This window comes from Pantoea sp. WMus005 (assembly GCF_013415305.1).
In the GTDB taxonomy this organism is placed as follows: Bacteria; Pseudomonadota; Gammaproteobacteria; order Enterobacterales; family Enterobacteriaceae; genus Pantoea; species Pantoea rara.
The window spans coordinates 2,192,532-2,217,610 of the sequence record NZ_JACBXU010000001.1 but is presented as its reverse complement, the minus strand read 5'-3'; the positions used below and the strand labels follow the sequence as shown (position 1 = coordinate 2,217,610).

26 protein-coding genes are annotated in these 25,079 nt (G+C 54.7%); 17 read left to right on the top strand and 9 right to left on the bottom strand.

Annotated elements, in window-relative coordinates:
* Positions 1-167 precede the first annotated feature (167 nt).
* Entirely contained in the window at positions 168-746 is a 579-nt protein-coding gene (lpcA, locus tag HZZ01_RS10210; RefSeq protein ID WP_179896934.1) for a D-sedoheptulose 7-phosphate isomerase, read from the top strand.
* A 50-nt stretch (positions 747-796) separates the two neighbouring features.
* Positions 797-1,564: a class II glutamine amidotransferase gene (locus HZZ01_RS10205; RefSeq protein ID WP_003851154.1), complete on the top strand. Its 768-nt coding sequence runs from the start codon at positions 797-799 to the stop codon at positions 1,562-1,564.
* Here the strand turns inward: HZZ01_RS10205 and dpaA are convergent.
* Positions 1,535-2,281 carry a peptidoglycan meso-diaminopimelic acid protein amidase gene (dpaA, locus tag HZZ01_RS10200; RefSeq protein WP_179896932.1) on the bottom strand — a complete coding sequence of 249 codons (747 nt, stop codon included), beginning with the start codon at positions 2,279-2,281 and terminating at the stop codon, positions 1,535-1,537. The two genes, HZZ01_RS10205 and dpaA, sit on opposite strands and share 30 nt — an antisense overlap.
* Before the next feature lie 244 nt (positions 2,282-2,525).
* Here dpaA and dinB point away from each other — a divergent pair, with 244 nt between their 5' ends.
* Positions 2,526-3,581 (top strand): DNA polymerase IV, encoded by a 1,056-nt coding sequence (gene dinB, locus HZZ01_RS10195; protein ID WP_179896930.1) that lies wholly within the window; start codon positions 2,526-2,528, stop codon positions 3,579-3,581.
* A 36-nt stretch (positions 3,582-3,617) separates the two neighbouring features.
* Here the strand turns inward: dinB and HZZ01_RS10190 are convergent, their stop codons facing one another.
* The 4 genes from HZZ01_RS10190 to pepD all read right to left on the bottom strand — a co-directional run bounded on the left by HZZ01_RS10190 (position 3,618) and on the right by pepD (position 8,932).
* The gene (locus HZZ01_RS10190; RefSeq protein ID WP_179896928.1) at positions 3,618-4,685 is read right to left on the bottom strand and encodes a sugar ABC transporter substrate-binding protein; all 1,068 of its coding nucleotides are present in this window, start codon (positions 4,683-4,685) and stop codon (positions 3,618-3,620) included.
* Positions 4,686-4,710: 25 nt separating this feature from the next.
* Positions 4,711-5,712: an ABC transporter permease gene (locus HZZ01_RS10185; protein ID WP_179896926.1), complete on the bottom strand. Its 1,002-nt coding sequence runs from the start codon at positions 5,710-5,712 to the stop codon at positions 4,711-4,713.
* Entirely contained in the window at positions 5,709-7,214 is a 1,506-nt protein-coding gene (locus tag HZZ01_RS10180; protein WP_179896925.1) for a sugar ABC transporter ATP-binding protein, read from the bottom strand. Before HZZ01_RS10180 ends, HZZ01_RS10185 begins: the two co-directional genes overlap by 4 nt.
* Before the next feature lie 260 nt (positions 7,215-7,474).
* Positions 7,475-8,932, bottom strand: a complete 1,458-nt coding sequence (gene pepD, locus HZZ01_RS10175) for a beta-Ala-His dipeptidase (protein ID WP_179896923.1) — start codon at positions 8,930-8,932, stop codon at positions 7,475-7,477.
* A gap of 253 nt (positions 8,933-9,185) precedes the next feature.
* Here pepD and gpt point away from each other — a divergent pair, with 253 nt between their 5' ends.
* From gpt to crl, 3 genes are all read left to right on the top strand, one after another.
* Positions 9,186-9,644, top strand: a complete 459-nt coding sequence (gpt, locus tag HZZ01_RS10170; protein WP_031590376.1) for a xanthine phosphoribosyltransferase — start codon at positions 9,186-9,188, stop codon at positions 9,642-9,644.
* A 115-nt stretch (positions 9,645-9,759) separates the two neighbouring features.
* A complete protein-coding gene (gene frsA, locus HZZ01_RS10165; protein WP_179896920.1) occupies positions 9,760-11,007 on the top strand; it encodes an esterase FrsA in 1,248 nt (415 codons plus the stop codon).
* A 132-nt stretch (positions 11,008-11,139) separates the two neighbouring features.
* Positions 11,140-11,541: a sigma factor-binding protein Crl gene (crl, locus tag HZZ01_RS10160; protein WP_179896918.1), complete on the top strand. Its 402-nt coding sequence runs from the start codon at positions 11,140-11,142 to the stop codon at positions 11,539-11,541.
* Between the two features lie 110 nt (positions 11,542-11,651).
* Here the strand turns inward: crl and ompC are convergent, their stop codons facing one another.
* Complete coding sequence (ompC, locus tag HZZ01_RS10155; RefSeq protein ID WP_179896916.1) at positions 11,652-12,764, bottom strand: porin OmpC; 1,113 nt, start codon at positions 12,762-12,764, stop codon at positions 11,652-11,654.
* 238 nt (positions 12,765-13,002) lie between these two features.
* On the opposite strand from ompC, the gene proB reads away from it, so the two are divergent.
* The 10 genes from proB (at position 13,003) to HZZ01_RS20975 (ending at position 21,185) form a co-directional block, all read left to right on the top strand.
* Positions 13,003-14,106 (top strand): glutamate 5-kinase, encoded by a 1,104-nt coding sequence (gene proB / locus HZZ01_RS10150; RefSeq protein WP_179896914.1) that lies wholly within the window; start codon positions 13,003-13,005, stop codon positions 14,104-14,106.
* A gap of 10 nt (positions 14,107-14,116) precedes the next feature.
* Positions 14,117-15,370 carry a glutamate-5-semialdehyde dehydrogenase gene (proA, locus tag HZZ01_RS10145; RefSeq protein WP_179896912.1) on the top strand — a complete coding sequence of 418 codons (1,254 nt, stop codon included), beginning with the start codon at positions 14,117-14,119 and terminating at the stop codon, positions 15,368-15,370.
* Between the two features lie 360 nt (positions 15,371-15,730).
* Positions 15,731-16,462: a S24 family peptidase gene (locus HZZ01_RS10140; protein WP_179896910.1), complete on the top strand. Its 732-nt coding sequence runs from the start codon at positions 15,731-15,733 to the stop codon at positions 16,460-16,462.
* A gap of 423 nt (positions 16,463-16,885) precedes the next feature.
* Entirely contained in the window at positions 16,886-17,164 is a 279-nt protein-coding gene (locus HZZ01_RS21175) for a hypothetical protein (protein ID WP_313536323.1), read from the top strand.
* A gap of 204 nt (positions 17,165-17,368) precedes the next feature.
* Positions 17,369-17,836: a glycoside hydrolase family protein gene (locus HZZ01_RS10135; RefSeq protein ID WP_179896908.1), complete on the top strand. Its 468-nt coding sequence runs from the start codon at positions 17,369-17,371 to the stop codon at positions 17,834-17,836.
* Positions 17,833-18,180, top strand: a complete 348-nt coding sequence (locus HZZ01_RS10130; RefSeq protein WP_179896906.1) for a hypothetical protein — start codon at positions 17,833-17,835, stop codon at positions 18,178-18,180. The genes HZZ01_RS10135 and HZZ01_RS10130 overlap by 4 nt, the downstream gene beginning before the upstream one ends.
* Complete coding sequence (locus HZZ01_RS10125) at positions 18,177-18,470, top strand: hypothetical protein (protein ID WP_179896904.1); 294 nt, start codon at positions 18,177-18,179, stop codon at positions 18,468-18,470. Before HZZ01_RS10130 ends, HZZ01_RS10125 begins: the two co-directional genes overlap by 4 nt.
* Before the next feature lie 204 nt (positions 18,471-18,674).
* Entirely contained in the window at positions 18,675-20,420 is a 1,746-nt protein-coding gene (locus HZZ01_RS10120; protein ID WP_179896902.1) for a glycosyl hydrolase family 28-related protein, read from the top strand.
* A gap of 378 nt (positions 20,421-20,798) precedes the next feature.
* The gene (gene cspA, locus HZZ01_RS10115) at positions 20,799-21,011 is read left to right on the top strand and encodes an RNA chaperone/antiterminator CspA (RefSeq protein WP_003854408.1); all 213 of its coding nucleotides are present in this window, start codon (positions 20,799-20,801) and stop codon (positions 21,009-21,011) included.
* A 3-nt stretch (positions 21,012-21,014) separates the two neighbouring features.
* Positions 21,015-21,185 (top strand): cold-shock protein, encoded by a 171-nt coding sequence (locus HZZ01_RS20975; protein ID WP_136197472.1) that lies wholly within the window; start codon positions 21,015-21,017, stop codon positions 21,183-21,185.
* Positions 21,186-21,416: 231 nt separating this feature from the next.
* Here HZZ01_RS20975 and HZZ01_RS10110 read toward each other — a convergent pair whose 3' ends face one another.
* The 3 genes from HZZ01_RS10110 to HZZ01_RS10100 form a co-directional block, all read right to left on the bottom strand.
* Positions 21,417-22,994 (bottom strand): methyl-accepting chemotaxis protein, encoded by a 1,578-nt coding sequence (locus HZZ01_RS10110; protein ID WP_179896900.1) that lies wholly within the window; start codon positions 22,992-22,994, stop codon positions 21,417-21,419.
* Positions 22,995-23,295: 301 nt separating this feature from the next.
* Positions 23,296-23,448: a hypothetical protein gene (locus tag HZZ01_RS10105; RefSeq protein ID WP_179896898.1), complete on the bottom strand. Its 153-nt coding sequence runs from the start codon at positions 23,446-23,448 to the stop codon at positions 23,296-23,298.
* Between the two features lie 82 nt (positions 23,449-23,530).
* A complete protein-coding gene (locus HZZ01_RS10100; protein WP_179896895.1) occupies positions 23,531-24,493 on the bottom strand; it encodes a chemotaxis protein in 963 nt (320 codons plus the stop codon).
* Between the two features lie 167 nt (positions 24,494-24,660).
* Here HZZ01_RS10100 and HZZ01_RS10095 point away from each other — a divergent pair, with 167 nt between their 5' ends.
* Positions 24,661-25,053, top strand: a complete 393-nt coding sequence (locus HZZ01_RS10095; RefSeq protein WP_179896893.1) for a YgiW/YdeI family stress tolerance OB fold protein — start codon at positions 24,661-24,663, stop codon at positions 25,051-25,053.
* Positions 25,054-25,079: the final 26 nt, after the last annotated feature.

The window sequence follows — 25,079 nt, the reverse complement described above, 5'->3', positions numbered from 1 at the left end:
CGCAATTACAACCTGCCTCACAAAAACCGTTTTTAGCCCATTTTTGCATCACCTGTGGCAGTGATATTTGCTGTCACTTCCCGCCCGGACATGGCATGACGCTTTGCGCTTACCGGCCATTCCGTTAAACTTGCTGCGATTAACCTCTCCTAAAAAAGGACATCCCTATGTACCAGGACATCATCCGCGCAGAGCTGAATGAAGCTGCTGATACGCTGAATAAATTCCTCAGCGACGACGCCAATATCCATGCGATCCAACGCGCTGCGGTGCTGCTGGCTGACAGCTTTAAGGCAGGCGGCAAGGTGCTTTCCTGTGGTAACGGCGGTTCACATTGCGATGCGATGCATTTTGCCGAAGAGCTGACGGGTCGCTACCGTGAAAATCGTCCCGGCTATCCGGCGATTGCCATCTCTGATGTCAGCCATCTCTCCTGCGTCAGTAATGACTTTGGTTATGACTATGTCTTTTCACGCTATGTGGAAGCAGTAGGGCGTCCGGGCGATGTACTGCTGGGCCTCTCCACCTCCGGAAACTCTGCCAATATCATTAAAGCGATTGAAGCCGCCCGTGCGCAGGGCATGAAAGTGATCACCCTGACCGGCAAAGATGGCGGTAAGATGGCAGGCAGTGCCGATATTGAAATCCGGGTGCCACACTTTGGGTATGCCGATCGCATCCAGGAGATCCACATTAAAGTGATCCACATCCTGATGCTGCTGATCGAAAAAGAGATGGTGAAGTAACTGCGCCGGCCTCCCGCAGACGGGAGGCCGCTTAATCAGAGGTGGTGGCTATGTGCGAATTGCTCGGGATGAGCGCCAATGTTCCCACGGATATCTGTTTCAGCTTTACCGGACTGGTTCAGCGTGGCGGTGGAACCGGGCCTCACAAAGATGGCTGGGGCATTACCTTCTACGAAGATAAAGGTTGTCGTACGTTTAAAGATCCGCTGCCGAGTTTTAACTCGCCGATTGCGCGTCTGGTACAGGAGTATCCGATCAAATCGCATTCGGTGGTGGCGCACATCCGCCAGGCGAATCGCGGTCAGGTGTCGCTGGAGAACACGCATCCGTTTACCCGCGAGCTGTGGGGCCGTCACTGGACCTATGCGCACAACGGCCAGCTTAAGGGCTATCGGCAACTGGAGACCGGTACATTCCGGCCGGTAGGCGAAACGGACAGCGAGAAGGCGTTTTGCTGGATCCTGCATCAGCTGGCGACGCGCTATCCGCGCACGCCGGGCAACTGGCCTGCAGTGTTTCGTTTTATCGGGGAGCTGGCTGGCACATTGCGGCAGAAGGGCGTGTTTAACATGCTGCTGTCAGACGGGCGATATCTGATGGCCTTTTGCTCCACCAACCTCTTCTGGATCACCCGTCGTGCACCCTTTGGCCGGGCGCAGTTACTGGATCAGGATGTGGAAGTTGATTTTCAGCAGCACACCACGCCGCATGACGTGGTGACGGTGATTGCTACGCAGCCACTGACGGCCAATGAAACCTGGCAGCGAATTGCGCCAGGTGAATGGGCGTTATTCTGCCTTGGAGAGCGCCAGGAATGAGCGGGAAGCGGCTTCGGGACTCGCTAAAACCGGTGCCGGGCTGCTGTTCATCACATATTTACCGCTGGCGACATTGACCGTCGGCGGCTGGCGATACTTCGCAAAGTAAGCGTATCCCGGCTGTAACTGCTGCCAGAAACTGGCATCGCTGGAGTAGCGGTGACGCTGCATATTGCTGTCGGTCATGCGGAACGGATAGATGCTGATGCTGACATCCTGCTGGCCGTTACGCAGCGCGGCGTTCACATACGTAAAAATCTCATCCATATAGGCGTTTGTCATGGCATAGCAGCCAATCGACTTACAGTCGCCATGAATCATCAGGTAGTTGCCGCTGTAGCCCTGATTACGATCGTACTGATTCGGGAAGCCAATGTTGATGGCACGATAAAAACGGCTATCTGGCTTCAACTGATTCAGCTTCACGTTGTAAAAACCTTCCGGGCTTTTGAAATCGCCTTCGCGGCGTTTCGGGCCGAGGCCGCCAGAAAAATTACAGATGCGGTAGGTATCCAGCAGGCGGTATTCATTACCGATTTTGCCGTAGAGTTCGAGGGTGCGTTCTTCCTTGAAAATCTGGATATAAACCGGGGTGCCGAGTAACTGCTTCTTTAATTCTTTACTGACCGGTGCCGCTGTCTGAACGGGTTCGGGTGTCATTGCCATGCTGAGGGCTGGCAGTAAAATCATCGCAAACAGGAGTGCGATTTTGCCCATGCTGTGTATACCTTGAAATGAAGAGAACATGACGCAAATTGTGCGTCTCTGTTTGCATTATCGGAACTGTCCGCTACCGCAGCGCAACATTAAACATTGTCTGTTTTTTTAGCAAGACGGCGTCAGCGAAATTCGCGATTTACTGAAGGATATTCGGCCACAAATTTGTAAACTTTAATTGTGGGCGCGACAAATATTGCAGTTACCCCTGCCAACTGTATACTTATCCAGTGCCGGAGGGGGTATGCGTAAAATCATTCATGTCGATATGGACTGCTTCTATGCCGCGGTGGAGATGCGTGATAATCCCCAGCTGCGCGATATCCCGATCGCCATTGGTGGCAGCCGCGAACGTCGCGGCGTAATCAGCACCGCTAACTATCCGGCTCGTAAATTTGGCGTGCGCAGCGCGATGCCAACTGGCATGGCCCTCAAGCTATGCCCACACCTCCGTTTGCTGCCAGGACGCTTCGATGCCTACAAAGAAGCCTCTGCGCAGATCCGCGACATTTTTACCCGCTATACGCCCCTGATTGAACCTCTCTCCCTTGATGAAGCCTATCTGGATGTCACCGACAGCCCGCACTGTCACGGCTCTGCCACGCTGATGGCGCAGGCGATCCGCGCCACCATCTACCGTGAAACCGGGCTGACCGCTTCAGCGGGCATCGCCCCGATTAAATTTCTGGCAAAGATCGCCTCTGACCTGAATAAGCCGGACGGACAGTTCGTGATTACACCGCCGGAGATGGCCGCTTTTTTGCTGACGTTGCCGCTGGCGAAGATCCCCGGTGTTGGTAAGGTCTCGGCCAAAAAGCTGGAAGAGATGGGGCTGGTGACCTGCGGCGACGTGCAGAAAGCCGATCTGGCGCTACTGCTGAAGCGCTTTGGGAAGTTTGGCCGGGTACTGTGGGAGCGCAGCAATGGCATTGATGATCGCAGCGTCATTGTGGAGCGCGAGCGTAAATCGCTGGGGGTGGAACGCACGCTGGCGGAAGATATCAGCGACTGGGATGCCTGCCTGGAGATTATCGATTTTCTCTATGCCGAACTGGATCGCCGGCTTACGCAGATCCGACCCGACAGGCAGGTGGCGCGTCAGGGCGTTAAACTCAAATTCAGTGATTTTCAGCAGACGACCCAGGAGCATATCTGGCCGGTACTGAATAAAGAGGACATGATTGCCATCGCCCGGAAAACCTGGGATGAGCGTCGTGCCGGGCGCGGCGTGCGGCTGGTGGGACTGCATGTCACCATGGTCGATCCCCAGCTTGAGCGTCAGCTGCTGCTGGGCCTGTAACGGCCAGCCTCACCGATCGGCAAGGCTGACGCCGGATTACTTCTTATATTTCGCCGCCAGAGTAGCAAACCACGGCGCGACGAAATCTTCATTGCTGCCCCAGCCCGGAATGATCCTGTTCAGCGACGCCACGTTCACTGCGCCAGGCTGGCTGCCGAGCTGCTGCTGAGAGATTGACGCGGCTTTAAACTGGTACGTCGCTGGCGTCTCTTCACCGGCAATCTTTTTCGCCACCAGGCGCATATTCACCGCGCCGATGGTTTTAGGATCGACCGCCACCGTCTGCACCCATGGGCTGTTCTTCTGACGCATCAGCTGCAAATCCTGGTTCGAGACATCAATGCTGTAGAGCTTGATCTCGGTCCGGCCATTCTCCTGCAGCGCTTTGTAAGCGCCCTGGCTGAAGGCATCCCAGGCCCCCCAGATCGCGTCGATTTTGCCTTTCGGGTATTTCGCCAGAATCGCACCAATCTTGTTGGCGGTATCGCCCTGCACATCCGTTGAAACTGCACCGATCGACTCCAGCTGATGAATGCCCGGATTCTCTTTCAGCAGTTTTTCATACACCACCTGACGGCGCTCCATCGGCGGGAAACCAGCGACCCACAGTTTGACGATATTCGCTTTGCCATTGAAATCATGGATGAGCTGGCCCAGCGAAAGCTGTGCCAGTGAAGCGTCATCCTGCGCGGTGACGGTGACGCCCGGAATCGGGCTATCCACCGGTGTATCAAACACAGACAGCCTGATGCCCGCGTCGGCAATGCGCTTCACCAGTCCGCTGGCATAGGGCGCTTTACCGTGCGACAGCACGATGCCGTCATATTTCTGGCTGATCGCCTGATTCACGAAATCCTGGAAGCGCGCATCATCGCCGTTACTCAGGAAGGTGCTGACCTTAAAGCCCAACTGGCGACCCTGCTGAATAGCCCCGGCAACAAACTGGGTGGTGTTGTCATCAGAGCCGAGGTTACGGATCACCGCAATACGGATCGGGCCATCATGGCTGGCGATAGCCGCCGGTACCGGCGTGACGGTGTCCGCGAAGGCGGCGCTGGCGTTCAGCAGGCTCAGGGCCAGCAGCGAGAGTGTTATTTTTTGCATTGTTATCAACTCCGGTCATTGCGCCTCAGCGGCGCTGGATATAGGTGATCGCCAGTGCTAAAGCCAGCACCAGCCCTTTAATAATGTCCATGGCGTAGTAGGGAACAGAGAGCATCACCAGGCCGTTCTGCAGCACGCCGAGAATAACCGCGCCGACCAGCGTGCCCAGCGCATTGGGTTTGCCGGAGCCTGCCAGTGAGAAGCCAATCCACGCCGCCGCGACGGCATCCATCAGGTAGCCGCTACCGGCATTGACCTGTGATGAACCGATACGCGAGGCGAGCAGGATGCCGCCCAGACCGGCCAGCAGTGAGGCGATCACATAGGCCAGCACCCGGTAGCGTGTGGTGCGGATGCCGGAGAGGCGCGCCGCTTCCGGATTGCCACCCAGCGCGTACATCCGCCGACCGTGTTTGGTCAGGGACAACGCCAGCTGCGCGACGACCGTCACCACCAGCATGATGATAACTATCGTCGGCACCTGGCCAAGCAGGCCAAACGTCGCCGGAAGGGTGCCTTCCGCCATATCACCGCTCGGCAGCACCATGTTCTCGGTGATCGATCCGCCAAAGCTGTAGGTCATCGCCACACCCTGAATCACAAACAGCGTCGCCAGCGTCGCCAGCATGTCGGGGATGCGCAGGATCACAATCAGGAAGGCGTTAAACAGCCCGACCAGCGTGCAGAGCGCCAGGGTAATCAGGATCGCGGTGGTGGTGCCGAAGCCGTACCAGACAAACAGCGAAATCACTAACGCATTGGCCAGTGAAGCGGTTGAGCCGACCGACAGATCGAAGCCACCGACGGTCAGCGAGATCGAGACGCCGATCGCAATCACCGTAACAATGGCAATGGATCGCAGAATATTGATGATGTTATTGGGTTCAAGGAAGCTGTCGGAGGCCAGGCCAAAGGCGGCGATCAGAATCACCACCGTAAGCAACATGCCCCATTTATAGAGAAAGTCGAACAACTGGTGACGCCACGGCGAGGGAGTCAGGTTCAGGCTGGTTTCTTTGCTGCTCACGCAGGGGTTCCTCCGGTGGAATAGAGCAAAAGCGTCTCTTCGGTGACGTCGCAGGCAGCCAGTTCGGCCACAATGCGTCCATCCCAGAGCACGCAAATCCGGTCGCATAAGCCGACCAGTTCAGAAAATTCACCTGACGCGTAGATGATGCCTTTACCCTCGCGCGCCAGGTTGTCGATCAGGGTGAACAGCTCGGTTTTGGCTTTGATATCGACGCCTTTGGTTGGCTCATCGAAAATCAGCACGTCAGCGTTGTTACGCAGCCATTTGCCAATCGCCACCTTCTGCTGGTTGCCGCCGGAAAGGCGTCGCAGTGTCTGTGACGGGCCGGTGGTGCGCACCTGCAATTGCTGAATAATCTGCTCTGCCCAGCGCCACGCCTGGCGATGCCCGAACAGGCTCCAGCGCGAAAAGCTGTCGTCCGCGCTGACGCTGAGGTTCATCGCGACCGACTCATCAATAAAGATCCCCTCTTTGCGCCGCTCTTCCGGTACCAGCGCCATGCGGCGACTGACGGAGTCGTGTGGCGAACGGGGCTGCCAGCGCTGACCGTGCAGTTCACCGCGACTGACGCGGCTTTTGCTGGCACCAAACAGCGCTTTGCAGAGTTCGGTTTTGCCGGCGCCAGCCAGACCTGCGATGCCCAGAATTTCGCCTTTGTGCAGCCGCAGCGAGATATCCTGCAGCAGCTGCTCATCGTGCAGTCCTTCCACCGCCAGCAGCAGCGGCTGTGCCTGCTGTTCACGGCGGGCCGGAAAGATATCGGTTAGCTGATGGCCCAGCATCTTCTCCACGATCTGTTCACCGCTTAGTGCCGCCATCGGGCCGGTTTCGATTAACCGGCCATCACGCAGCACCGTCAGCTGGTCGCAGATCGCGTTGAGTTCATGGATACGGTGAGAGATAAACACCACGCCGATACCGCTGGCCTTAAGACGACGCACCACGGCAAACAGCCGCTCGCTTTCGTGCTGATCCAGCGGGGCTGTGGGTTCGTCGAGAATCAGGAAGCGGCAGTGATGAGACAGCGCCCGCGCCAGCAGAATTTGCTGCTTTTCAGCCAGAGTGCAGCGCTCCACCAGCCGGTTGACGTCCAGCGCCACGTCGAGCTGAGCCAGCAAGGTCTGTGCCTGGCGGCGAATCTCACCCCAGCGATAGCGGTGGCCGGGCTCTGCCAGCCGATCCAGCAGAATGTTTTCCGCCACGCTAAGCTGCGGCACCAGGGCGACATCCACTTCCTGCTGAACCAGATGGATACCCAGCTGTCTGGCATCACGCGGCGTACGGATAGAGACCGGCTCACCGTCCAGCAGGATCTCGCCGCTGTAGTGGCTGTGCGCGCCGGAAAGGATCGCCATCAGTGTGGACTTGCCCGCGCCGTTAGCGCCGGTCAGCGCATGAACCGAATGACCCTCAATGCGGAAATCCACCGACGATAGCGCGGCAAACCCGCCAAAAGCGATGGAGATGTTACGCATCTCAAGGCAGTTTAACCCTGGCATGTGATGACTCTCCTGAAGAAACACTGGCCGCATTTTTTCCTGAACCTTCAGGCGCGGCAACAGCCGAAAGCGCATAAGCTAGCACGAAATCTTATTAGCCATCCAGACATCTGGACATAATGGCGGCTGTGACCAGCGAAGCGCGGGAACGTGGCGGAATAGTAGGGGAAAGCACGAAAAAGGTAGCGAATTATGCTGGTGAGAAATCACAGGCATAAAAAAACCAGGCCGGAGCCTGGTTTACTTTTTTTGTGACAGAATTACTTTTCTGGCACCACATTCAGCAGGGTGGTCAGCAGTTTCCAGTAAAGACCCACGCTTTCGATGTGAACCTGCTCATCAGGCGAGTGCGGCCCGGTGATAGTCGGCCCAATCGAAACCATATCCATGTCCGGATAAGGCTTTTTGAACAGACCACACTCCAGACCGGCGTGAATCACCTGAATGTTCGGGGTCTTATCAAACAGCGCGATATAGGTCTGACGGGTCAGCGCCATGATGGCGGAGTCCGCGTCCGGCTGCCAGCCTGGGTAGCCGCCTTTCGCTTTGGTCTGCGCGCCGGCCAGCTGGCCCAGCGAGGTCAGCATCTGCACCACATAATCGCGGCCGGTGTCGATCAGCGAACGAATCAGGCAGTTGATCTCTGCGTGATCGGCTTCCATCGTCACCACACCGATGTTCAGTGACGTTTCGACCACGCCTTTCGCCACGTCTGAATTGCGGATCACGCCGTTTGGCGTGCTGTTAAGCAGGTTCAGGAAGCGATCGCGGCTGTCGGTGCTCAGGGCATCACCCTGATGCGCCAGCGGCTCGGTAACCAGGGCAATGTTCGGCTCTTTGATACCGTGCTCGTTTTTGATGGCGCTCAGGAAGTGCGCCGCCGCTGATTTCAGCGCATCCGCTTTGTGGCTTTCGACGGCGACGGTCGCGAAGGCCTCACGTGGAATTGCGTTACGCAGCGTACCGCCGCTGAACGCCAGCAGACGCAGATCCAGTTCAGCCGCATGGGCCGCCAGGAAACGCGCCAGCAGTTTGTTGGCGTTGCCGAGGCCCATATGAATATCGGCACCGGAATGACCGCCTCGCAGTCCTTTCAGCGTCAGCTTCAGGGTCTGGAACTCAGCAGGCACGGCTTCACGGGTCAGCGGCAGGGTGGTGACGAAGTCGATACCGCCTGCACAACCCATGTAGATCTCACCTTCTTCTTCGGAGTCGGTGTTGATCAGAATTTCAGCCTGCAGCCAGTCAGGTTGCAGACCGAAAGCGCCATCCATGCCGGTCTCTTCAGTCATAGTCAGCAGCACTTCCAGCGGGCCATGCGTCAGGCTGTTATCAGCCAGCACCGCCAGCGCAGAAGCCATACCGATGCCGTTGTCCGCGCCCAGCGTGGTGCCGCGCGCTTTCACCCACTCGCCGTCAATCCACGGCTGAATCGGATCTTTGGTGAAGTCATGAACGGTGTCGTTATTTTTCTGCGGTACCATATCCAGATGCGCCTGCAGCGCAACCGGGGTACGGTTTTCCATGCCTGCGGTGGCGGGCTTACGAATCAGGATGTTGCCGACCTGATCGCGCTCACACCAGAAGCCTTGCTCTTTAGCCCAGCCAGTAATGTAGTTCGCCAGCGCTTCTTCGTGAAAAGAGGGATGGGGAATCGAGCAGATCTTAGCGAAAATATCCCACAGCGGCTGTGGAGAGAGTTGAGACAATTCAGACACGACAGGTCTCCTGTGTCAGTGTACCGGCGAGGCCGGACATCGCGAGTTTCCAGTGAAAAATCGCCGTCAGAGAATCTGACGAGCCAGGCCTGAGAATATCACTGTTTTTTACCGGGTGCGCTCTCAGACGCGCTAAAAAGCCGCAACCAGCGCCCGGGTGCTGGTTTTTAGTGCGTCAACTCCTTATAATCTCGCGCAACCTTTTCCCCGTTGCACATTTTTACGCCACCTTGGTTGGCTGGGATTTCTATTTATGAGCGAAAAATACGTCGTTACCTGGGACATGCTTCAAATCCATGCCCGTAAACTGGCCCAGCGCCTGCTGCCTGTTGAACAGTGGAAAGGCATTATCGCGGTGAGCCGCGGCGGTCTGGTACCGGCTTCGCTGCTGGCACGTGAACTGGGTATCCGCTACGTGGATACCGTCTGCATCTCCAGCTATGACCACGATCATCAGCGCGAAATGAAAGTTCTTAAGCGCGCAGAAGGCGACGGCGAAGGCTTTATCGTAATCGATGACCTGGTTGATACCGGCGGTACCGCGCAGGCGATTCGTGAGATGTACCCGAAAGCGCGTTTCTGCACCATTTTCGCTAAACCAGCCGGTCGCTCACTGGTTGATGACTATATTGTCGATATCCCGCAGGATACCTGGATCGAACAGCCGTGGGATATGGGTGTGGTCTACATCCCGCCAATTGTAAAAAACTGATTGATACACATCAGACAACGCCCGGTTTTCCGGGCGTTGTGCTTTCTGAGCCTCGCGCCCTGAATGGCCGTACAGTACACTTAGCCATTGCCGTTCTGTTGCAGGAGAAGCGAGTATGTCGAGCAAAAATCTCAGCGAGGAGCTGTTCAAGCCGCGCTTTAAACATCCCGAAACCTCTTCCCTGGTTCGCCGTCATCATCATGCAACCCCGGATGTCCACTCTGCCCTGGATGGTGACAGCCAGCGTGGCTGGTATCGCATGCTGAATAAGCTGATGTGGACGTGGCGCGGCCTGACGCCCCAGGAGATTAGCGAGGTGCTGGCGCGTATCGCCATCAGCAACGTTGAACATACGGATGACTCGCTGCTCGACACCGTGATCGGTTTCCGCGGTGGCAACTGGCATTTCGAATGGTGCAAACAAGCGGGATTCTGGCAGCAGAAAGCACTGGAGGCGATCGACGACAGCGAGGCGGGCGACTCCTGGCTGCACGCAGCGCATCTTTATAGCGTCGCTGCTTATCCCTATATAAAAGGTGATGAGCTGGCCGACCAGGCACAGACACTGGCTAACCGCGCCTATGAAGAGGCAACGCAGCGATTACCCGGCGAGCTGAAACTCCTGACCTTTGCCATCCCTGGCGGCAGCCCGGTCAGCGGTTTTCTGCATATGCCGCCTGATGTTGAAGCGCCTTATCCCACCGTGCTTTTTTGCGGCGCACTCGACTCGTTACAGAGCGATCACTACCGTCTGTTTCATGACTACCTTGCGCCCCGCGGCATTGCGATGCTGACCATTGATGTGCCCTCCGTGGGTTACTCAGTGAAATGGACACTGAATCAGGACACCAGTTTTCTGCATCAGCAGGTGCTGCGCGATCTGACAAACGTGCCCTGGATCGACCATACCCGCGTGGCGGCATTGGGGTATCGCTTTGGCGCGAACGTCGCCGTGCGACTGGCCTATCTGGAATCGCAGCGGCTGCGCGGCGTGGCCTGTCTTGGTCCGATTGTGCATGCGCTGCTGACGCAGACGGCGTTGCAGGATGAGATCCCGGATATGTATATGGATATGCTGGCGAGCCGGCTGGGCATGGCAACGGCCTCTGACAGCGCGCTGCGCACCGAACTCAACCGGTATTCGCTTAAAACTCAGGGCTTGCTCGGCCGCCGGACGCCAACGCCGATGCTGTCGGGCTACTGGCAGAACGATCTCTTCAGCCCGGAAGAGGAGAGCAAGCTGATCGCGAACTCTTCCTCAGACGGTAAAGCGCTGCTGATTCCGGTGAAGCCGATGATGGCCAGTTTTGACAAGGCGCTGAATGAAATTTGCGACTGGCTGGAGAAGCGTTTAAAAAGGTAACTGGCAAAATTTACAGTATTTGCTACAACTAGTAGCGGAATTCTTCCGGGCTGTCGTTAAGCGAAACATGACATCACCTGGCCGTCCGGAAAATCAGGGCTGTATAGCGGTCAAAATCTATGGAGATTCAGCATGACGTTACCAAGTGGTCATCCCCGCAGTCGCCTGCTTAAGCGCTTTACGGAGCTTGGGCCTTATATTCGCGATGGGAAATGTGGCGAAACCCGGTTCTTCTTCGACTGCCTGGCTGCCTGCGTTAATGTGAAACCGGCACCGGAACTGCGCGAGTTCTGGGGCTGGTGGATGGAGCTGGAAGCGCAGGCTGACCACTTTACCTATGTCTACCATATCGGCCTGTTCGATAAAGAGGGTGACTGGTCGGTGGCAAACATCAAAGGCAAAGAGAACACGGCGCGCGTGGAAGAGACCTTACGTAATTTCCATACCCGTCTGAAAGCGATGCTGAAAGAGTTCGAGCTGGATCTGATCCCAGCCAGCGATTTCGATGAGAAACCGGTAAAGCTGAGCGCCTGATAGGGTGGGTCGGTTAAAAAAGCGTAAAAAGGGCGAGTGGAAACACTCGCCCTTTTTTACTGTTACGCTCACACATTCTTTCGCTTATGCTGTGCGGCATAAGCCTGAAATCAGAACTGGTAAGTTACACCCATCGCGACAATGTCATCGTTGTTAATCGACAGCGCGTTGTCATCATCCAGCTGGTTGATTTTGTAATCAACGAAGGCGGACATATTTTTGTTGAAGTAGTAGGTCGCGCCCACATCGATATATTTCACCAGATCCGCATCGCCGATACCGTTTTCAATATCTTTGCCCTTGGTCTGTACGTAGCCGATTGACGGACGCAGGCCGAAATCAAACTGATACTGCGCCACCAGTTCGATATTCTGCGCTTTGTTGGCTGCGCCCGCGACGGTAGCACCAGTGTTACGGTTGGTGCCGCTGATGGGTGTCATGTTGCGGGTATCGGTGTAGATTGCGGCCAGGTAGACGCTGTTGGCATCATACTTCACGCCTGCGCCCCAGGAATCCGCACGGTCACCGCCGCCATAGGCGCGTGCCTGCTGCTGGTTGGTGCGGTCAGATGAGGTGATGGCACTCATCAGGCTCACACCGGAATCACCCAGCGCATAACCGAGTGAGGCACCATAACCGTCACCATTCTGACGGTTAATGTCAGTACGGGTATTGGCGCTGGTCGCGTCATTTTTGCCCTGATACTGCAGTGCAAACTTCAGGCCATCGACCAGACCAAAGAAGTTGTTGTTGCGGTAAGTCGCGACGCCGGTGGCGCGCTGGGTCATAAAGTTATCAGAACGGGCAGTACCGTCACCGCCGAATTCCGGGAACACATCGGTCCAGGCTTCCACGTCATACAGCACGCCGTAGTTACGGCCGTAATCCACCGAACCGTACTGAGAGAATTTCAGACCGGCAAAACCAAGACGGGTTTTGTTGCCGTTATTGGCGTCACTGCCTTCGGAGTTGTTAACGTTGTACTGATATTCCCACTGACCGTAACCGGTCATCAGGTCGTTAATTTGTGTCTGTCCCTTAAAGCCGATACGGGTGTAGGACTTGTCTCCATCCTGGCTGGCATTATCACTGATGTAATGCTCAGCTTTAACTTTGCCGTATAAGTCCAGTTTGTTGCCATCTTTGTTATAGATTTCGGCAGCCTGCGCGGCAGAAGCCAGCGTCAGCGTGGAGAGGAGCAGTGCCAGTGTGCTTTTCTTCATTTGCTATCAATCCCAATGTGAACGCCGTAAAAAAATGAAAGTTTTTGTAAAACACGGACTTTTTACCCGGCGGCGATGAACTTTTTATGACACTTTTCCTGATTTCTTGTTAACGCTGAACTTTTGGTCTACGCCCTTGTCTGCGTAAATTCGTGCTTTTCCCCCGCTGGCTGTTGGCTTCCTTATCGACTCCTGTTAAAACGTCCTTTCGTAAAAATTTTTCACTACGGCAGGAAATATGAGTGGCAGTCAGACCTTAGTGGTCAAGTTGGGTACCAGCGTTCTCACCGGCGGGTCTCGTCGGTTGAACAGGGCGCACATGGTGGAACTGGTTCGTCAGTGTGCGCAGCAGCATGCCGCAGGCCACCGCATTGTGATCGTTACCTCTGGCGCAATGGCCGCCGGACGTGAACATCTGGGCTACCCCGAACTGCCACCGACCATCGCCTCAAAGCAGCTGCTGGCTGCGGTGGGGCAGAGCCGTCTGATCCAGCTGTGGGAACAGCTCTTTTCTATCTACGGTATCCATATTGGCCAGATGTTGCTGACCCGTGCTGATATGGAAGATCGCGAACGTTTCCTGAACGCCCGTGACACGCTGCGTGCGCTGCTGGATAACCACATTGTGCCGGTGATCAATGAGAACGATGCCGTTGCCACCGCTGAAATCAAAGTGGGCGACAACGACAATCTCTCTGCGCTGGCGGCGATGCTCGGCGGGGCCGACAAGCTGCTGCTGCTGACCGATCAGCAGGGACTCTTCACCGCCGATCCGCGTAACAATCCTGAGGCTGAGCTGATCAGTGACGTGCATGTGATTGATGATGCGTTGCGCGCCCTGGCGGGTGACAGTGTCTCCGGACTTGGTACCGGCGGTATGTCGACCAAGCTTCAGGCGGCGGATGTTGCCTGCCGTGCCGGTATTGATGTGATCATCGCCTCGGGCAGCCGCAGCGGTGTGATCAGCGATGTAATTGACGGCAGGTCGGTTGGCACGCGCTTCCATGCGCAGCAATCGCCGCTGGAAAACCGTAAACGCTGGATTTTCGGTGCGCCACCGGCGGGTGAAATCACCGTCGATGACGGTGCACTGGCAGCCATCATCGAGCGCGGCAGTTCGCTGCTGCCGAAAGGGATCCGGGCGATCCAGGGGAATTTCTCGCGCGGCGAAGTGATCCGTATTCGCAGTCTGCAGGGGCGGGATATCGCTCACGGCGTTTCACGCTACAACAGCGATGCGATGCGGATGATTGCCGGTCATCATAGCCAGCAGATCAGCGAGATCCTGGGATATGAATATGGCCCGGTGGCGGTTCACCGCGACGACATGATCGTCAGTTAAGGAGCGGACAATGCTTGAAGAGATGGGAAAAGCGGCACGTGCCGCAGCGTACACCGTGGCCGATCTGTCGACGGCAGAAAAGAATCAGGTTCTGATGACCATTGCCGACCGTCTTGAGGCGGAAAGCGCAGACATTCTGGCGGCGAATGAACTGGATTTAGCCGATGCGCGGCAGAACGGCATGAGCGCCGCGCTGTTAGATCGATTAACACTCAATCCGCAACGCCTCAGCAGCATCGCCAGCGATGTGCGGCAGGTTTGCCAGCTGGCCGATCCGGTGGGGCAGTTAATCGATGGCGGCCAGCTCGACAGCGGCCTGCGTATTGAACGTCGTCGCGTGCCGCTGGGGGTTGTCGCGGTGATTTACGAGGCCCGTCCTAACGTCACTGTGGATGTCGCCAGCCTGTGCCTGAAAACCGGCAACGCCGCTATTCTGCGTGGCGGCAAAGAGACCTGGCGCACTAACGCGGCCACCGTCCGGGTGATTCAGAACGCGCTGAAGCAGCATGGTTTACCGGAAGCGATTGTGCAGGCGATTGAAAATCCGGATCGCGAGCTGGTGAATCAGCTACTAAAGCTGGATCGCTACGTCGATATGCTGATCCCGCGTGGCGGAGCTGGCCTGCACAAGCTGTGCCGGGAAAACTCGACCATTCCTGTGATTACCGGCGGCATCGGCGTCTGTCACATCTACATTGATGAGACGATGGAAATCGAACCAGCACTCGAACTGATCGTCAACGCCAAGAAACAGCGTCCCAGCGCCTGTAACTCACTGGAAACGCTGCTGGTGGACCAGGCGATGGCCGAACGTTTCCTGCCTGCTTTCAGCGCGCGTATGGCGCAGGAAGGAATCGCGCTGCATGCTGACAGCAACGTACTGGCGCAGCTGCAGCAGGGTCCGTCGCCGGTCAAACCGGTTAATCCGGAGCAGTACAATGATGAGTGGCTGTCGCTGGATCTTAATGTGAAATTAGTGGCGGATATGGATGAGGCAATCGATCACATCCGTACGCACGGCACTCAGCACTCAGATGCGATTCTGACACGCAACACCCGCAACGCCGCGCGGTTTGTCCGTCAGGTCGACTCCTCAGCCGTCTATGTCAATGCCAGCACCCGCTTTACCGATGGCGGGCAGTTCGGCCTGGGCGCTGAAGTGGCGGTCAGTACCCAGAAACTGCACGCCCGTGGACCGATGGGATTAGAGGCGCTGACCACCTATAAATGGATTGCCTGGGGCGACGATACGCTCCGCTCATAACGACAATAATTTTTAACAAAGCGGGAGTCTTTCACAGACTCCCGTTTTTTTTAGCGCTATTTTCCGGGCCAGTAAAAGGTAGAGTTTTCTGCGAATCTGATTAATTTCCGTTCTATACCAGCCACTGCTGGCCATTAAGCTGGCTTATATTCACGCAATTTTTTACGGAACATTCCTGAAAGCCGGGGCTGTATGCGGCCTGAGACAATATTTTTTGGTCAGCCGCAGGCTGAAGCGGATAATGGTAATTAGAAATGCTTGATAAAGCGGTTAGGTAGTAAACGAGCGGTAATATAAAATGAACTGGTAGCAATAATGAAAATAACATCCAGTATCTCTTCTATGGCTGATTATTAACTAATGGTTAAAAAAGAAAGTACAAGACAAGCTTTCACTGCCAGGCTGATAGCGGCCTGTGAGAGTGCCGGCATTGTCGGACATGGACGAAACAAACAGGTTGCCAGGGCCCTCCAGCAGCAAGGCTGCAAAATTTCAACGCCGGGAGTGTGGAAGTGGTTTAACGCGCAGTCAGTCCCTGATGGCGGCAATTTACTGGCACTCAGCCAGCTGCTGGGTGTCAGGGTTGAGTGGCTGCAGTACGGTATGGAACAACCTGCTGAGCCGGTGACGTTAAGTCCACTTACCGGCCATAAGAATGTGTTTCGGGTTGATAGTCTCGACATTGGTCAGCGCAGCGCTGCGGGCATGCCCGCGCGTGATGAGTTTGTCGAGACCATCCAGGCGATCGAATATGGTCTGGATGAGGCGCGTGTGCTGTTCAACGGTCGGCCGGCAGAAAACATCCGGTTAATCGCAATCAACAGTGACTCTATGGCCGACACCTTTGCACCGCGCGATCAGCTGTTTGTAGACATCAGCGTGCGGATGTTCGACGGTGACGGCATCTATATTTTTACCCTCGATGAGCAACTCTACCTCAAGCGTCTACAGCTCCAGCATAAGAAAATTGCTGTAATATCAGACAATAAACGGTATGAAACCTGGTATCTTAATCATGATGACGTCACCAGCCTGAAGGTGCTGGCAAAAGTGATTATGAGCCAGGCGCGCCACTATCAAATCCTCGGCTAAGGCCGCTTCTGGCATTTTTCGCAGGAGGCCTGCAAAAAAATAATCGGCATAAATTCATAAATTTAACCAGCGGTAAATAAAAAATTAACCAACAGTGTTTGATAAAGCATAAGAACCTGTTAATAATTTGGATATGGATGAACGACGCCGTTCTTTCCAGGGATGACCCGCTCTTAAACAATTGAGGCGCTGCACAAGCGCGAATCATACCACCCAAAAGTCAGTGAACTTTGGGATGGGGTGGATGCGCAAAATGCAGCGTCGTCAGATGCCGTTTATTTCCCCTCGCTTACTTTCCACCTGACTGCTGATGCAGTCGGGCGGCGAGCGTGCGATCGCAATATGCGGCATTCGGGCCCGTTCGGTTCGCCGAAAGCTCGCGCCTGCCACCCCATCGCCAAATACTCATTCACAGGAGGAGTTATGGCGATAATTCACTATGGCAAAAGCGTTTTTATGGGCAACGCACGTACTCGTCGCCATCGGCGGCGCCAACCTCTCAGCAGCCTGCAACAGAGCATCGACCAGGCCCTGAACTTCCCAACTGAAACACCTACCCTGAGACGTGCAGAACAAATCTGCCAGCGTCAGGTCGCCCCGCGCGTTGATCGCGCAATCACTGCCCCCCGCGTTACCAGTCAGGAAACACCCAGTTTCGACAATTGCTGTCTTCCGCATGTTCACCTCTACGCAGTGAGCTGAAACACGCAGGAAGCGGTTTTTTCCGTTCCGGCTAACTCTTCGTTATCTCCAGTTCCCACTGGGCGCAATCTGCTGAATTACTGTTCAGTTTTGCTGCAGGGTCAGTAAGGCCTTCTGCTGCACCGGACAGGGTAATGATCAGCAGGCGTTATGTATTTCTTTTCACAAGGCTGAATTGCCTTAACCCGTTATTGAGGAGTCGTTATGAGCCAGATCATCGCAGTACTGAATTTTGAAGAGGGGTATGCGGATACGCCCTATCTCGACACGCTGGGCTTTCCCACAGTGGCGGGCGGCATCCGCATCGGGCCAAAGGGGGCGTCGCTGAGTAATTACACCTTCCGCGTGCCACGGCGCGTCGGTGATGTCTGGAAGCAATGCATTCTTGAAAACAAAGTTCAGGAGATGCAGAGCAGGGAGCTGCTGCGCAATGCGCTGACGAAGTGCAATGACGCTCGCACCGATGTGTTGCTGAGCATGACGTATCAACTGGGCGTCGAGGGTGTCCTGCAGTTCAAAAACATGCTCACCGCCATCGGCGCTGAACAGTTTAATGACGCAGCAGACGCGATGATGAACAGCCTCTGGGCGCGTCAGACGCCGGGCCGAGCCCGTCGTCACGCAGAGATGATGCGTACCGGAACCTATGCGATTTACAGGGGGCTGCTATGAGATGGCTCATGTTTCTCGTCGCCGTGCTGGCGGCGATCATCATTCTCCTGCTGCTGCAGCGCTTTACCACTCTGCAGTTTGTCGCGCATGCCCGTCTGCTCTTCAAAACCTGGTCTGTGTGGCTTGCATCACTGGGTTCCATGCTCAGCGCCTGGGCGCAGTCGTTTCCTTCCGCCGCCGTCGATGCCTGGAGCGCACTACCCGAAGACGTTAAAGCTATTTTGCCGCACAACTACCTGGGGCTGGTGGGGGCGTTCATGGTGGCGATGGGGGTACTTGCACAATTTGTTCGTCAGAAAAACCTGTTTAACGCAAAGGAACAGGCTGAAGGAGCAAAACCATGACTCTGATTACCACCTTGCTGGGGGGCAGCTGGCACTGGCTTGCCGCACTCGCTGGCGTCCTTGCGGCGCTGTGCGCCAGTTATTTCGGCGGCAAGAAAATCGGCAAAGTGCAGCAAAAAGCGCGTTCTGACGTCGATAACGCGCAGCAGGAGGCGTCCCGCGTTAACGCGGTGGCGCAACAGCAACAACACAACCGCGAGGAAGCTAACCGTGTGGCGACCGACAACCATAGCCTTGATGACGCTGCTGCTCGCGACAAGCTGCAGCAGTCGAAATACAACAAACCCTGAGCCGGTAGCGATCACCGATTCTGCCTGCGTACTTTTTTCCCCTCTTTATACCTACGGCGATGACGCGCAAAAAATGGACGTTCGTACGGTGCGCGCCATCAACACCCACAACGACATGTGGGACTCCCTTTGCAGCCATCCGGCTGCGGCTAAGTAGTGCGCTGACGATCAGCGCGAAATCTCAATGATCCTGAGGAGGATTCTATGATCGAAGTTAACTCTTTTGCTGAACTGCGCACCACGGCCCCATCAAAATCAGGTGACATCGCCATCCTTAAACGCTATTACGACAAAGATTCCAGCTTTCGTGGCGGCGCTGATTTTGTTGGTTTTCTCAGTACTACCACACCGCAGGATGATGGCGGCACGGTAGCTGTGGGCAATGGTTTTTACTGGAAGCGCACCATCAACGATCCTACCGAAGTGAATATCCTGCACTTTGGTGCAAAAGGAGATGGCGTAACGGATGATACTGATGCCTTTAAGCGGATGCTGGCCTGGACGCAGACCTACAACACCTTTGTGAAATCTTTGCCAGTGCGTTTTCCTGGCGGCCGCTTCCTGATTTCACCCATCGATATCAGCGATACGGAGCTGTCATTTTTTGGTCTGTCAGGGGATGACATGGAGCAGGGGTCGTCACCGCGCACCACCATTGTTTCTGACAAAAGTGATAAACCCGTATTTAAGGTCATGGCGCGCCGGATTGCCCTCCAGGGGATTGCATGGCACGGGCAGGCCAGTGCGAATATTGCAGCTAAAACGACGGTGAGTCCTGAGCAGTGCAGCAACAAGCAGCCGTTTTTCGAAAATACAATCACTGGCGGTCAGGTGGTCAGTCTTTACTGTGTCAAGGCGCAAAGTACAGGCGGCACCGTCTTTAAGCTGCAGGATACACTCGACAGTAAATTCGATCAGATTTACACCTCAAGCACCTTTTCGCGGGTGTTTGATATCGGCTGGTCAGGTGCAGCGAAGGGGAGTTGGGACCACTCAACCGCCATTGAGTTATGTAATGCCAATTTCCAGTCGGGTTATGGGGATGCCACGCTCTACATGCCACGCGTCACGCAGGGGATCCTGCGCAACGTCTGGATTGAGCATTCGGCCAACCCAGGGGATCTGTCAGATGGTGGCTGGACCATTGATACGCTTAACATTGAGGATTGCGCTACCCCGCTCAACCTCAACAATGCTCGCGTGATGATGCGTCAGATTAACCTTCAGTCCGGGTCGAAAATCACCAATGACATAGTCGGTGATAAATGGTTATCAACCTTCGAATATGGCTATCGTCGGGATGAGAACTTCGGCACGTTCATGAGCGGTTCGCTGCGCGCCGGCTATTTCAGCGGCTATAAAGTGGTGAACAACACCGATACCGATAACTGGTATCGGCTGGGGCAGCTCTTTTTTCCGGCACCTAATCAGGCATGGGTTATGGAGCTGATCGGCAAAGCAGATGCCACCACGCCATCCGGCACCGCCGGTTCCCCGGTTAATGTGCCAGGCACGGGTAAAGCCCTGATCAACCTGCAGCGACTGGAGACGGTCTGGGCCGATGCCTACTTCATGGGACAGCCTTCGGTGCTGGACATTCGCTATGGCCGGGTAGGGACTACCTATGCCGTAGTGTGGGTCAAGTTAAGAGCCAACAGCGGCGAGACCATGTTCAACCTGAAGAATACCGGACCGACTCGCTTCGATACCGGTGGCTGCTCGTTGTTCCAGGCTGATATGTCGGTGGTAACGGATATCACCAAAATCGGCAACCTGAAACCCGCTGCACGTTTCGGCATGCACAATGGACTGGCGGGCATTGGGGCCAATGAAAAAGGGGTGGTTACGCTCGCTACTGCAGCGGGCACACCAGCCAATAAGACCGCGCCAACGGGTTTTGTGCTGATCAATATCAACGGCGTTGACCGTAAGGTTCCTTACTACGATTGATGATCGGCATGTTTTGGGCGAGGCTCAGGCCTCGCCCTTTTTTGATCTGATGTTGTCTCCGCTTCTCTTTTTACGCTGCCAGGAAGCTATTGCTTCCCTGTCAGACAAAGCCGCTTCTCTGAAGCAGTGTCCCGGCTTCATTCTCTTCAGCAGGCTGATTGCGATTAATTTGAATTACGGCTTGCGTCACTGTGAGAAGTGTGGCTTAATGAATTGTCGGTTTGATTAACAGACACTATCAAAGTAAGTAACCAAAGCAGTTCTCATCTCTAAGTTTGTCGCGAGACATCCCTTCTTTTTGAGTCTTCTCTTACGTTCTGATTAAAATCTGTTCTCAGGCCATTATGCCGGAAGGCTCGATATATTAAGGATTTAAGCATGTCTAACAAAATTCGCGGTACCGTTAAATGGTTTAACGCAGAGAAAGGCTTCGGTTTCATTTCTCCTGCAGACGGCAGCAAAGATGTATTCGTACATTTCTCTGCAATCCAGGGCACCGATTTCCGTTCATTAGATGAAGGTCAGCAAGTTGAATTCACAGTAGAAAATGGCGCCAAAGGCCCAGCTGCTGCGAACGTTGTTGGTCTCTAAGGACTGAAAATTACTTTTAAATGTCCTCACTGTAATGGCTCACAGTTTCGTACATCACATTTTGATGTTACAAGAGCCAACCCGCATGGAGCGAAATGCATTTTCTGCAAATCTGCTGTGATTCAAGTGAATCTGGCAAGGATTGCAATTCAGAGCCAGCCTCGTGCTCTCTGATAAAGGCTAGTGAGCTTTATAGCGTTGTTGCATTTACAGTAATAAAAGGTCGCCTCTGGCGGCCTTTTTTGTTTCTGTCTTTCCGTGGCTCAAACCCCAAATCTTCCCCATGTATCTGTCTGTTTACCTCTGCATTCCTCCCTGATTAATCCCACTGTAAATACCCTGTAATCTCTCCTTTGTCTGGCATCAGGCAAAAAAAAGCCCGCCGAAGCGGGCCGTTGAAGGAGATTAGCGAAGAACCGGTTGCAGTGAGAGCTTGCCGGTATTAAACACGCTCATCGCCTGTGCCATACGTTCTGCCTGATCCTGCAGCGCCTGAGAGGCGGCTGACGCTTCCTGTACCAGCGCGGCGTTCTGCTGCGTTACCGCTTCCATCTGAGTAATCGCCTGATTGATTTCATTGATGCCGCTGCTCTGTTCGCTGCTGGCAATGGTGATTTCGCTCATGATATTCGCCACGCTCTGCACGCTGTTCACCACTTCACCAATGGTTGAACCGGCATGGGTCACCAGCTTGCTGCCTTCATCGACTTTAGCGACAGAATCTTCAATCAGAACCTTAATCTCTTTGGCGGCTGAAGCGGAACGCTGCGCCAGATTACGCACTTCACTCGCCACGACGGCAAAGCCGCGACCCTGCTCACCTGCGCGGGCCGCTTCAACGGCGGCGTTCAGGGACAGAATATTTGTCTGGAAGGCGATTGAGTCAATAACACTGATGATATCAACAATTTTTCGTGAGGAGAGGGCGATTGCTTCCATCTTCTCAATAACCTGCTCCATCACCACGCCACCCTCACGCGCTACGCTGGTGGTGGTCGACACCAGGTTATTAGCTTCACGCGCGTTGTCGGCGTTGTGTTTCACGGTCGACGTCATCTGCTCCATAGCAGAGGCGGTCTCTTCCAGCGAACTCGCCTGCTGCTCGGTACGGCTTGAGAGATCAAGATTACCGCTGGAGATTTGATTCGACGCCACCGCAATGGTGTCGGAACCGGTACGCACTTCGGTGACAATCGACAGGAGGTTATCATTCATCCGCTGCAGCGCCTGCATCAGGACACCGGTTTCATCACGCGAGGTCACCTGCATCTGCGTGCTCAGATCGCCTGCGGCAACGCGTTCGGCCACATTCACTGCTGCAACCAGCGGACGCACAATAGAACGTGTCAGGAAGTAGCCCAGCATAATAGAGGCCAGAATCGCCAGGGCGGAGAAAATCAGTGTGATGGAGATGGCAGACTGACCATTTTCCACAATACCCTGACCTTCAGTGCGCAGCTGTGCGTCCTGAGAGTTGGCAAAATTCACGGCGTCCTGCAGGAATTTATTCTGGGTGGCGGTCATCGATTTCAGCACATAGGTGCTGGCGGCATCAACGTTGCCCGCTTTGATCAGGGTAATCAGCTCGGCTTTAACTTTCTCAAACGCCTGGGCAGATTCCAGCAGACCTGCAATCTTTTTCTTACCTATCGCTGTGACCTGAATGTCTTCGATCTTTTTCATCGCGCGGTTGGTGCGTTGCGTAGCTTCATCCAGCTGACCATAACGCTTTACATTCATTTCCGGACGTGTCGTATCGATCACCATGCCGCGCAGGTATTTGATCTGATCGTTGACGCCATCGCGCACATCAAATGCCAGTCGTACTTTCACATAGCGATCGTCAACGATCGATGAGATCGCCGCATTAATACTGTTAATTCTGCTAATGGATGTTACGCCAATCACTATCAGTAACGTCACAATAATACCGAAGGCTGCTGCGAGCCGCATTCCGACCTTCATATTCTTGATACTGACCATCTTATCTTCCCCGCTTTATTATTAATCAATTTGTTCGCAACGCTCAGGTTCCCTGCTGTTGTGCGCAGTGCCTTGCTGATGTCTGTGGTCACAGCCGCAGGCAAAAAGGTGATCTCGCGCATACAGTTATCGGAGCACGCAGTTGTACCTTTAATAATTTTTATGTAATAACGCCGCGTGAATAAATAATCAGCGAAAAGCATCAGAAAGGGTTAACAAATGAGCAGATGGGAAATTCAGGCAAAAAAAAGAGCTGTCGGCAGTGATGCCGACAGCCCGATCCAGACAAACATGAGTGGATTCAGAAAACTAAGAAGTAGAGGCCTACCCAGAACGTGACGCTTAAACTCACTGCGCTAATCCAGGCCAGCTGGCGTAAACGGCCGCGCAATACCTTTTGAGGAGAAGGGGCAGCAGGTGCAGGCGTAACAACAGGTAAAGTTTCAATATGCATAGTCGGTTCCTGGTCAGGTCAGCGATTCCGCTGTTTAAAAAAGTAAAAAGCGCGGCGGGCATTCTTAGCGGCCCGCATTCGCTTAGCGCGCAGTCTCGAGAACGTTGAAAATCACGTCTGAAAGTTCATTCAGTTCAAACTTCGCCACATAGCCGTCGGCACCCACTTTACGCACGTGGTCTTCGTTAGCGCTGCCAGAGAGTGAGGAGTGAATCACGACCGGCAGCGTTTTCAGAATCGGGTCACGCTTAATGTTGCGGGTCAGGGTAAAGCCATCCATCTCTGGCATCTCCAGATCGGTCAGTACCATGGCAATTCTGTCGTGAATCGACTCGCCTGCAGCCTGCACTTCCTGGCTTATCACCTTAATTTTCTCCCAGGCATCCAGGCCGGTGTTAAACATCAGCGCCGGAATGCCCATGCTTTTCAGACCCTGCTCCAGCAGCTGACGCGCGACTTTGGAATCTTCTGCCACAATCGCTACCGCACCCGGGCGATAGTTGAAGGCGCGCGGTTTGGCCGCTTCAGGCTCGACCCCGCGCGACGACGGGATGATGTCATACAGGATTTGCTCAACGTCCAGCACCATCGCCAGCTCGCTGCCCTGCTTATCTGTATCCAGGCAGGCGATGCTGGTAATGTTCCGGCCGCCGATACCGGCTTCAGCGGTATGGACCTGGCTCCAGTCGAGACGCACAATGTTATCCACGGATTCCACGGCAAACGCCTGAGTATTACGGGCATACTCGGTGACCAGCAGCAGGTTAAGACCGGTTTCCGGCACACAACCCGCCACGGCAGGCAGGTCGATGACAGGGATGAACTGACCGCGAATACTGGCCATACCCAGCAACGGCGAATTCATACCCGCAGCTTTAGTGATGGTCTGCATCGGCACAATTTCACGCAGCTTGAAGACGTTAATGCCAAACAGTTCAGATTTGCCTTTCAGCTGATCGGAACCTAAGCGAAACAGCAGCAGCTCGAACTTGTTCGATAATGCGAGGTTCGCTCTCTCATCAATCTCTTTCTGAAAATTATCCATGGTTGCCTCTGCATTAACGCAGCTGGTGAAATAGGGTGTGAACAGGTTATCGGCAGCAAATGGAAAAAGGTGAGAAGAGAAGGGTGAAATAAAACGAACGCCAATTATTGTGCCAGGCTTAACCCTGAAGGTTCAACATGGACACCTTTCCAATAAAGGAGTGTGAAATGAAAAAAGTGATTTTAGCGTCGTTGCTGGTGATGATGAGTGCGGGTGTGTCGGCTGAAGAGGGCGGATACAAAGCGGGTGACACACCACCGCCACAGCACAAGCAGGATGCCGGTTATAAAGGATCAGAAGATACTGGTCAGACGCATATTGATCAGATCCGCGATTTCCGTCAGGGCGGGTATGTAACGCTGGAAGGTTACATCGTGAAAAAAGAGCAGGGCGAGCGCTATCAGTTCCGCGACAACACCGGTACGTTACCGATCATTGCACCGAAGAAGACCTTTGATGGTAAAACCTACACCGCGGATGACAAGGTACGAGTCAGTGGCAAGGTACACGGCAAAGGGGATAAAACTATTCTTCATGTGACACAAATCGAAGAGCCATAAGAAATCGGGCGAGGTCATGACCTCGC

Excerpts from the sequence above, each read along its gene's own strand:
- lpcA (WP_179896934.1), top strand. The coding sequence starts at position 168 with ATGTACCAGGACATCATCCGCGCAGAGCTGAATGAAGCTGCTGATACG.
- HZZ01_RS10205 (WP_003851154.1), top strand. The coding sequence starts at position 797 with ATGTGCGAATTGCTCGGGATGAGCGCCAATGTTCCCACGGATATCTGT.
- dpaA (WP_179896932.1), bottom strand. The coding sequence starts at position 2,281 with ATGGGCAAAATCGCACTCCTGTTTGCGATGATTTTACTGCCAGCCCTC.
- dinB (WP_179896930.1), top strand. The coding sequence starts at position 2,526 with ATGCGTAAAATCATTCATGTCGATATGGACTGCTTCTATGCCGCGGTG.
- HZZ01_RS10190 (WP_179896928.1), bottom strand. The coding sequence starts at position 4,685 with ATGCAAAAAATAACACTCTCGCTGCTGGCCCTGAGCCTGCTGAACGCC.
- HZZ01_RS10180 (WP_179896925.1), bottom strand. The coding sequence starts at position 7,214 with ATGCCAGGGTTAAACTGCCTTGAGATGCGTAACATCTCCATCGCTTTT.
- gpt (WP_031590376.1), top strand. The coding sequence starts at position 9,186 with ATGAGCGAAAAATACGTCGTTACCTGGGACATGCTTCAAATCCATGCC.
- frsA (WP_179896920.1), top strand. The coding sequence starts at position 9,760 with ATGTCGAGCAAAAATCTCAGCGAGGAGCTGTTCAAGCCGCGCTTTAAA.
- crl (WP_179896918.1), top strand. The coding sequence starts at position 11,140 with ATGACGTTACCAAGTGGTCATCCCCGCAGTCGCCTGCTTAAGCGCTTT.
- ompC (WP_179896916.1), bottom strand. The coding sequence starts at position 12,764 with ATGAAGAAAAGCACACTGGCACTGCTCCTCTCCACGCTGACGCTGGCT.
- proB (WP_179896914.1), top strand. The coding sequence starts at position 13,003 with ATGAGTGGCAGTCAGACCTTAGTGGTCAAGTTGGGTACCAGCGTTCTC.
- proA (WP_179896912.1), top strand. The coding sequence starts at position 14,117 with ATGCTTGAAGAGATGGGAAAAGCGGCACGTGCCGCAGCGTACACCGTG.
- HZZ01_RS10140 (WP_179896910.1), top strand. The coding sequence starts at position 15,731 with ATGGTTAAAAAAGAAAGTACAAGACAAGCTTTCACTGCCAGGCTGATA.
- HZZ01_RS21175 (WP_313536323.1), top strand. The coding sequence starts at position 16,886 with ATGGCGATAATTCACTATGGCAAAAGCGTTTTTATGGGCAACGCACGT.
- HZZ01_RS10135 (WP_179896908.1), top strand. The coding sequence starts at position 17,369 with ATGAGCCAGATCATCGCAGTACTGAATTTTGAAGAGGGGTATGCGGAT.
- HZZ01_RS10130 (WP_179896906.1), top strand. The coding sequence starts at position 17,833 with ATGAGATGGCTCATGTTTCTCGTCGCCGTGCTGGCGGCGATCATCATT.
- HZZ01_RS10125 (WP_179896904.1), top strand. The coding sequence starts at position 18,177 with ATGACTCTGATTACCACCTTGCTGGGGGGCAGCTGGCACTGGCTTGCC.
- HZZ01_RS10120 (WP_179896902.1), top strand. The coding sequence starts at position 18,675 with ATGATCGAAGTTAACTCTTTTGCTGAACTGCGCACCACGGCCCCATCA.
- cspA (WP_003854408.1), top strand. The coding sequence starts at position 20,799 with ATGTCTAACAAAATTCGCGGTACCGTTAAATGGTTTAACGCAGAGAAA.
- HZZ01_RS10110 (WP_179896900.1), bottom strand. The coding sequence starts at position 22,994 with ATGGTCAGTATCAAGAATATGAAGGTCGGAATGCGGCTCGCAGCAGCC.
- HZZ01_RS10105 (WP_179896898.1), bottom strand. The coding sequence starts at position 23,448 with ATGCATATTGAAACTTTACCTGTTGTTACGCCTGCACCTGCTGCCCCT.
- HZZ01_RS10100 (WP_179896895.1), bottom strand. The coding sequence starts at position 24,493 with ATGGATAATTTTCAGAAAGAGATTGATGAGAGAGCGAACCTCGCATTA.
- HZZ01_RS10095 (WP_179896893.1), top strand. The coding sequence starts at position 24,661 with ATGAAAAAAGTGATTTTAGCGTCGTTGCTGGTGATGATGAGTGCGGGT.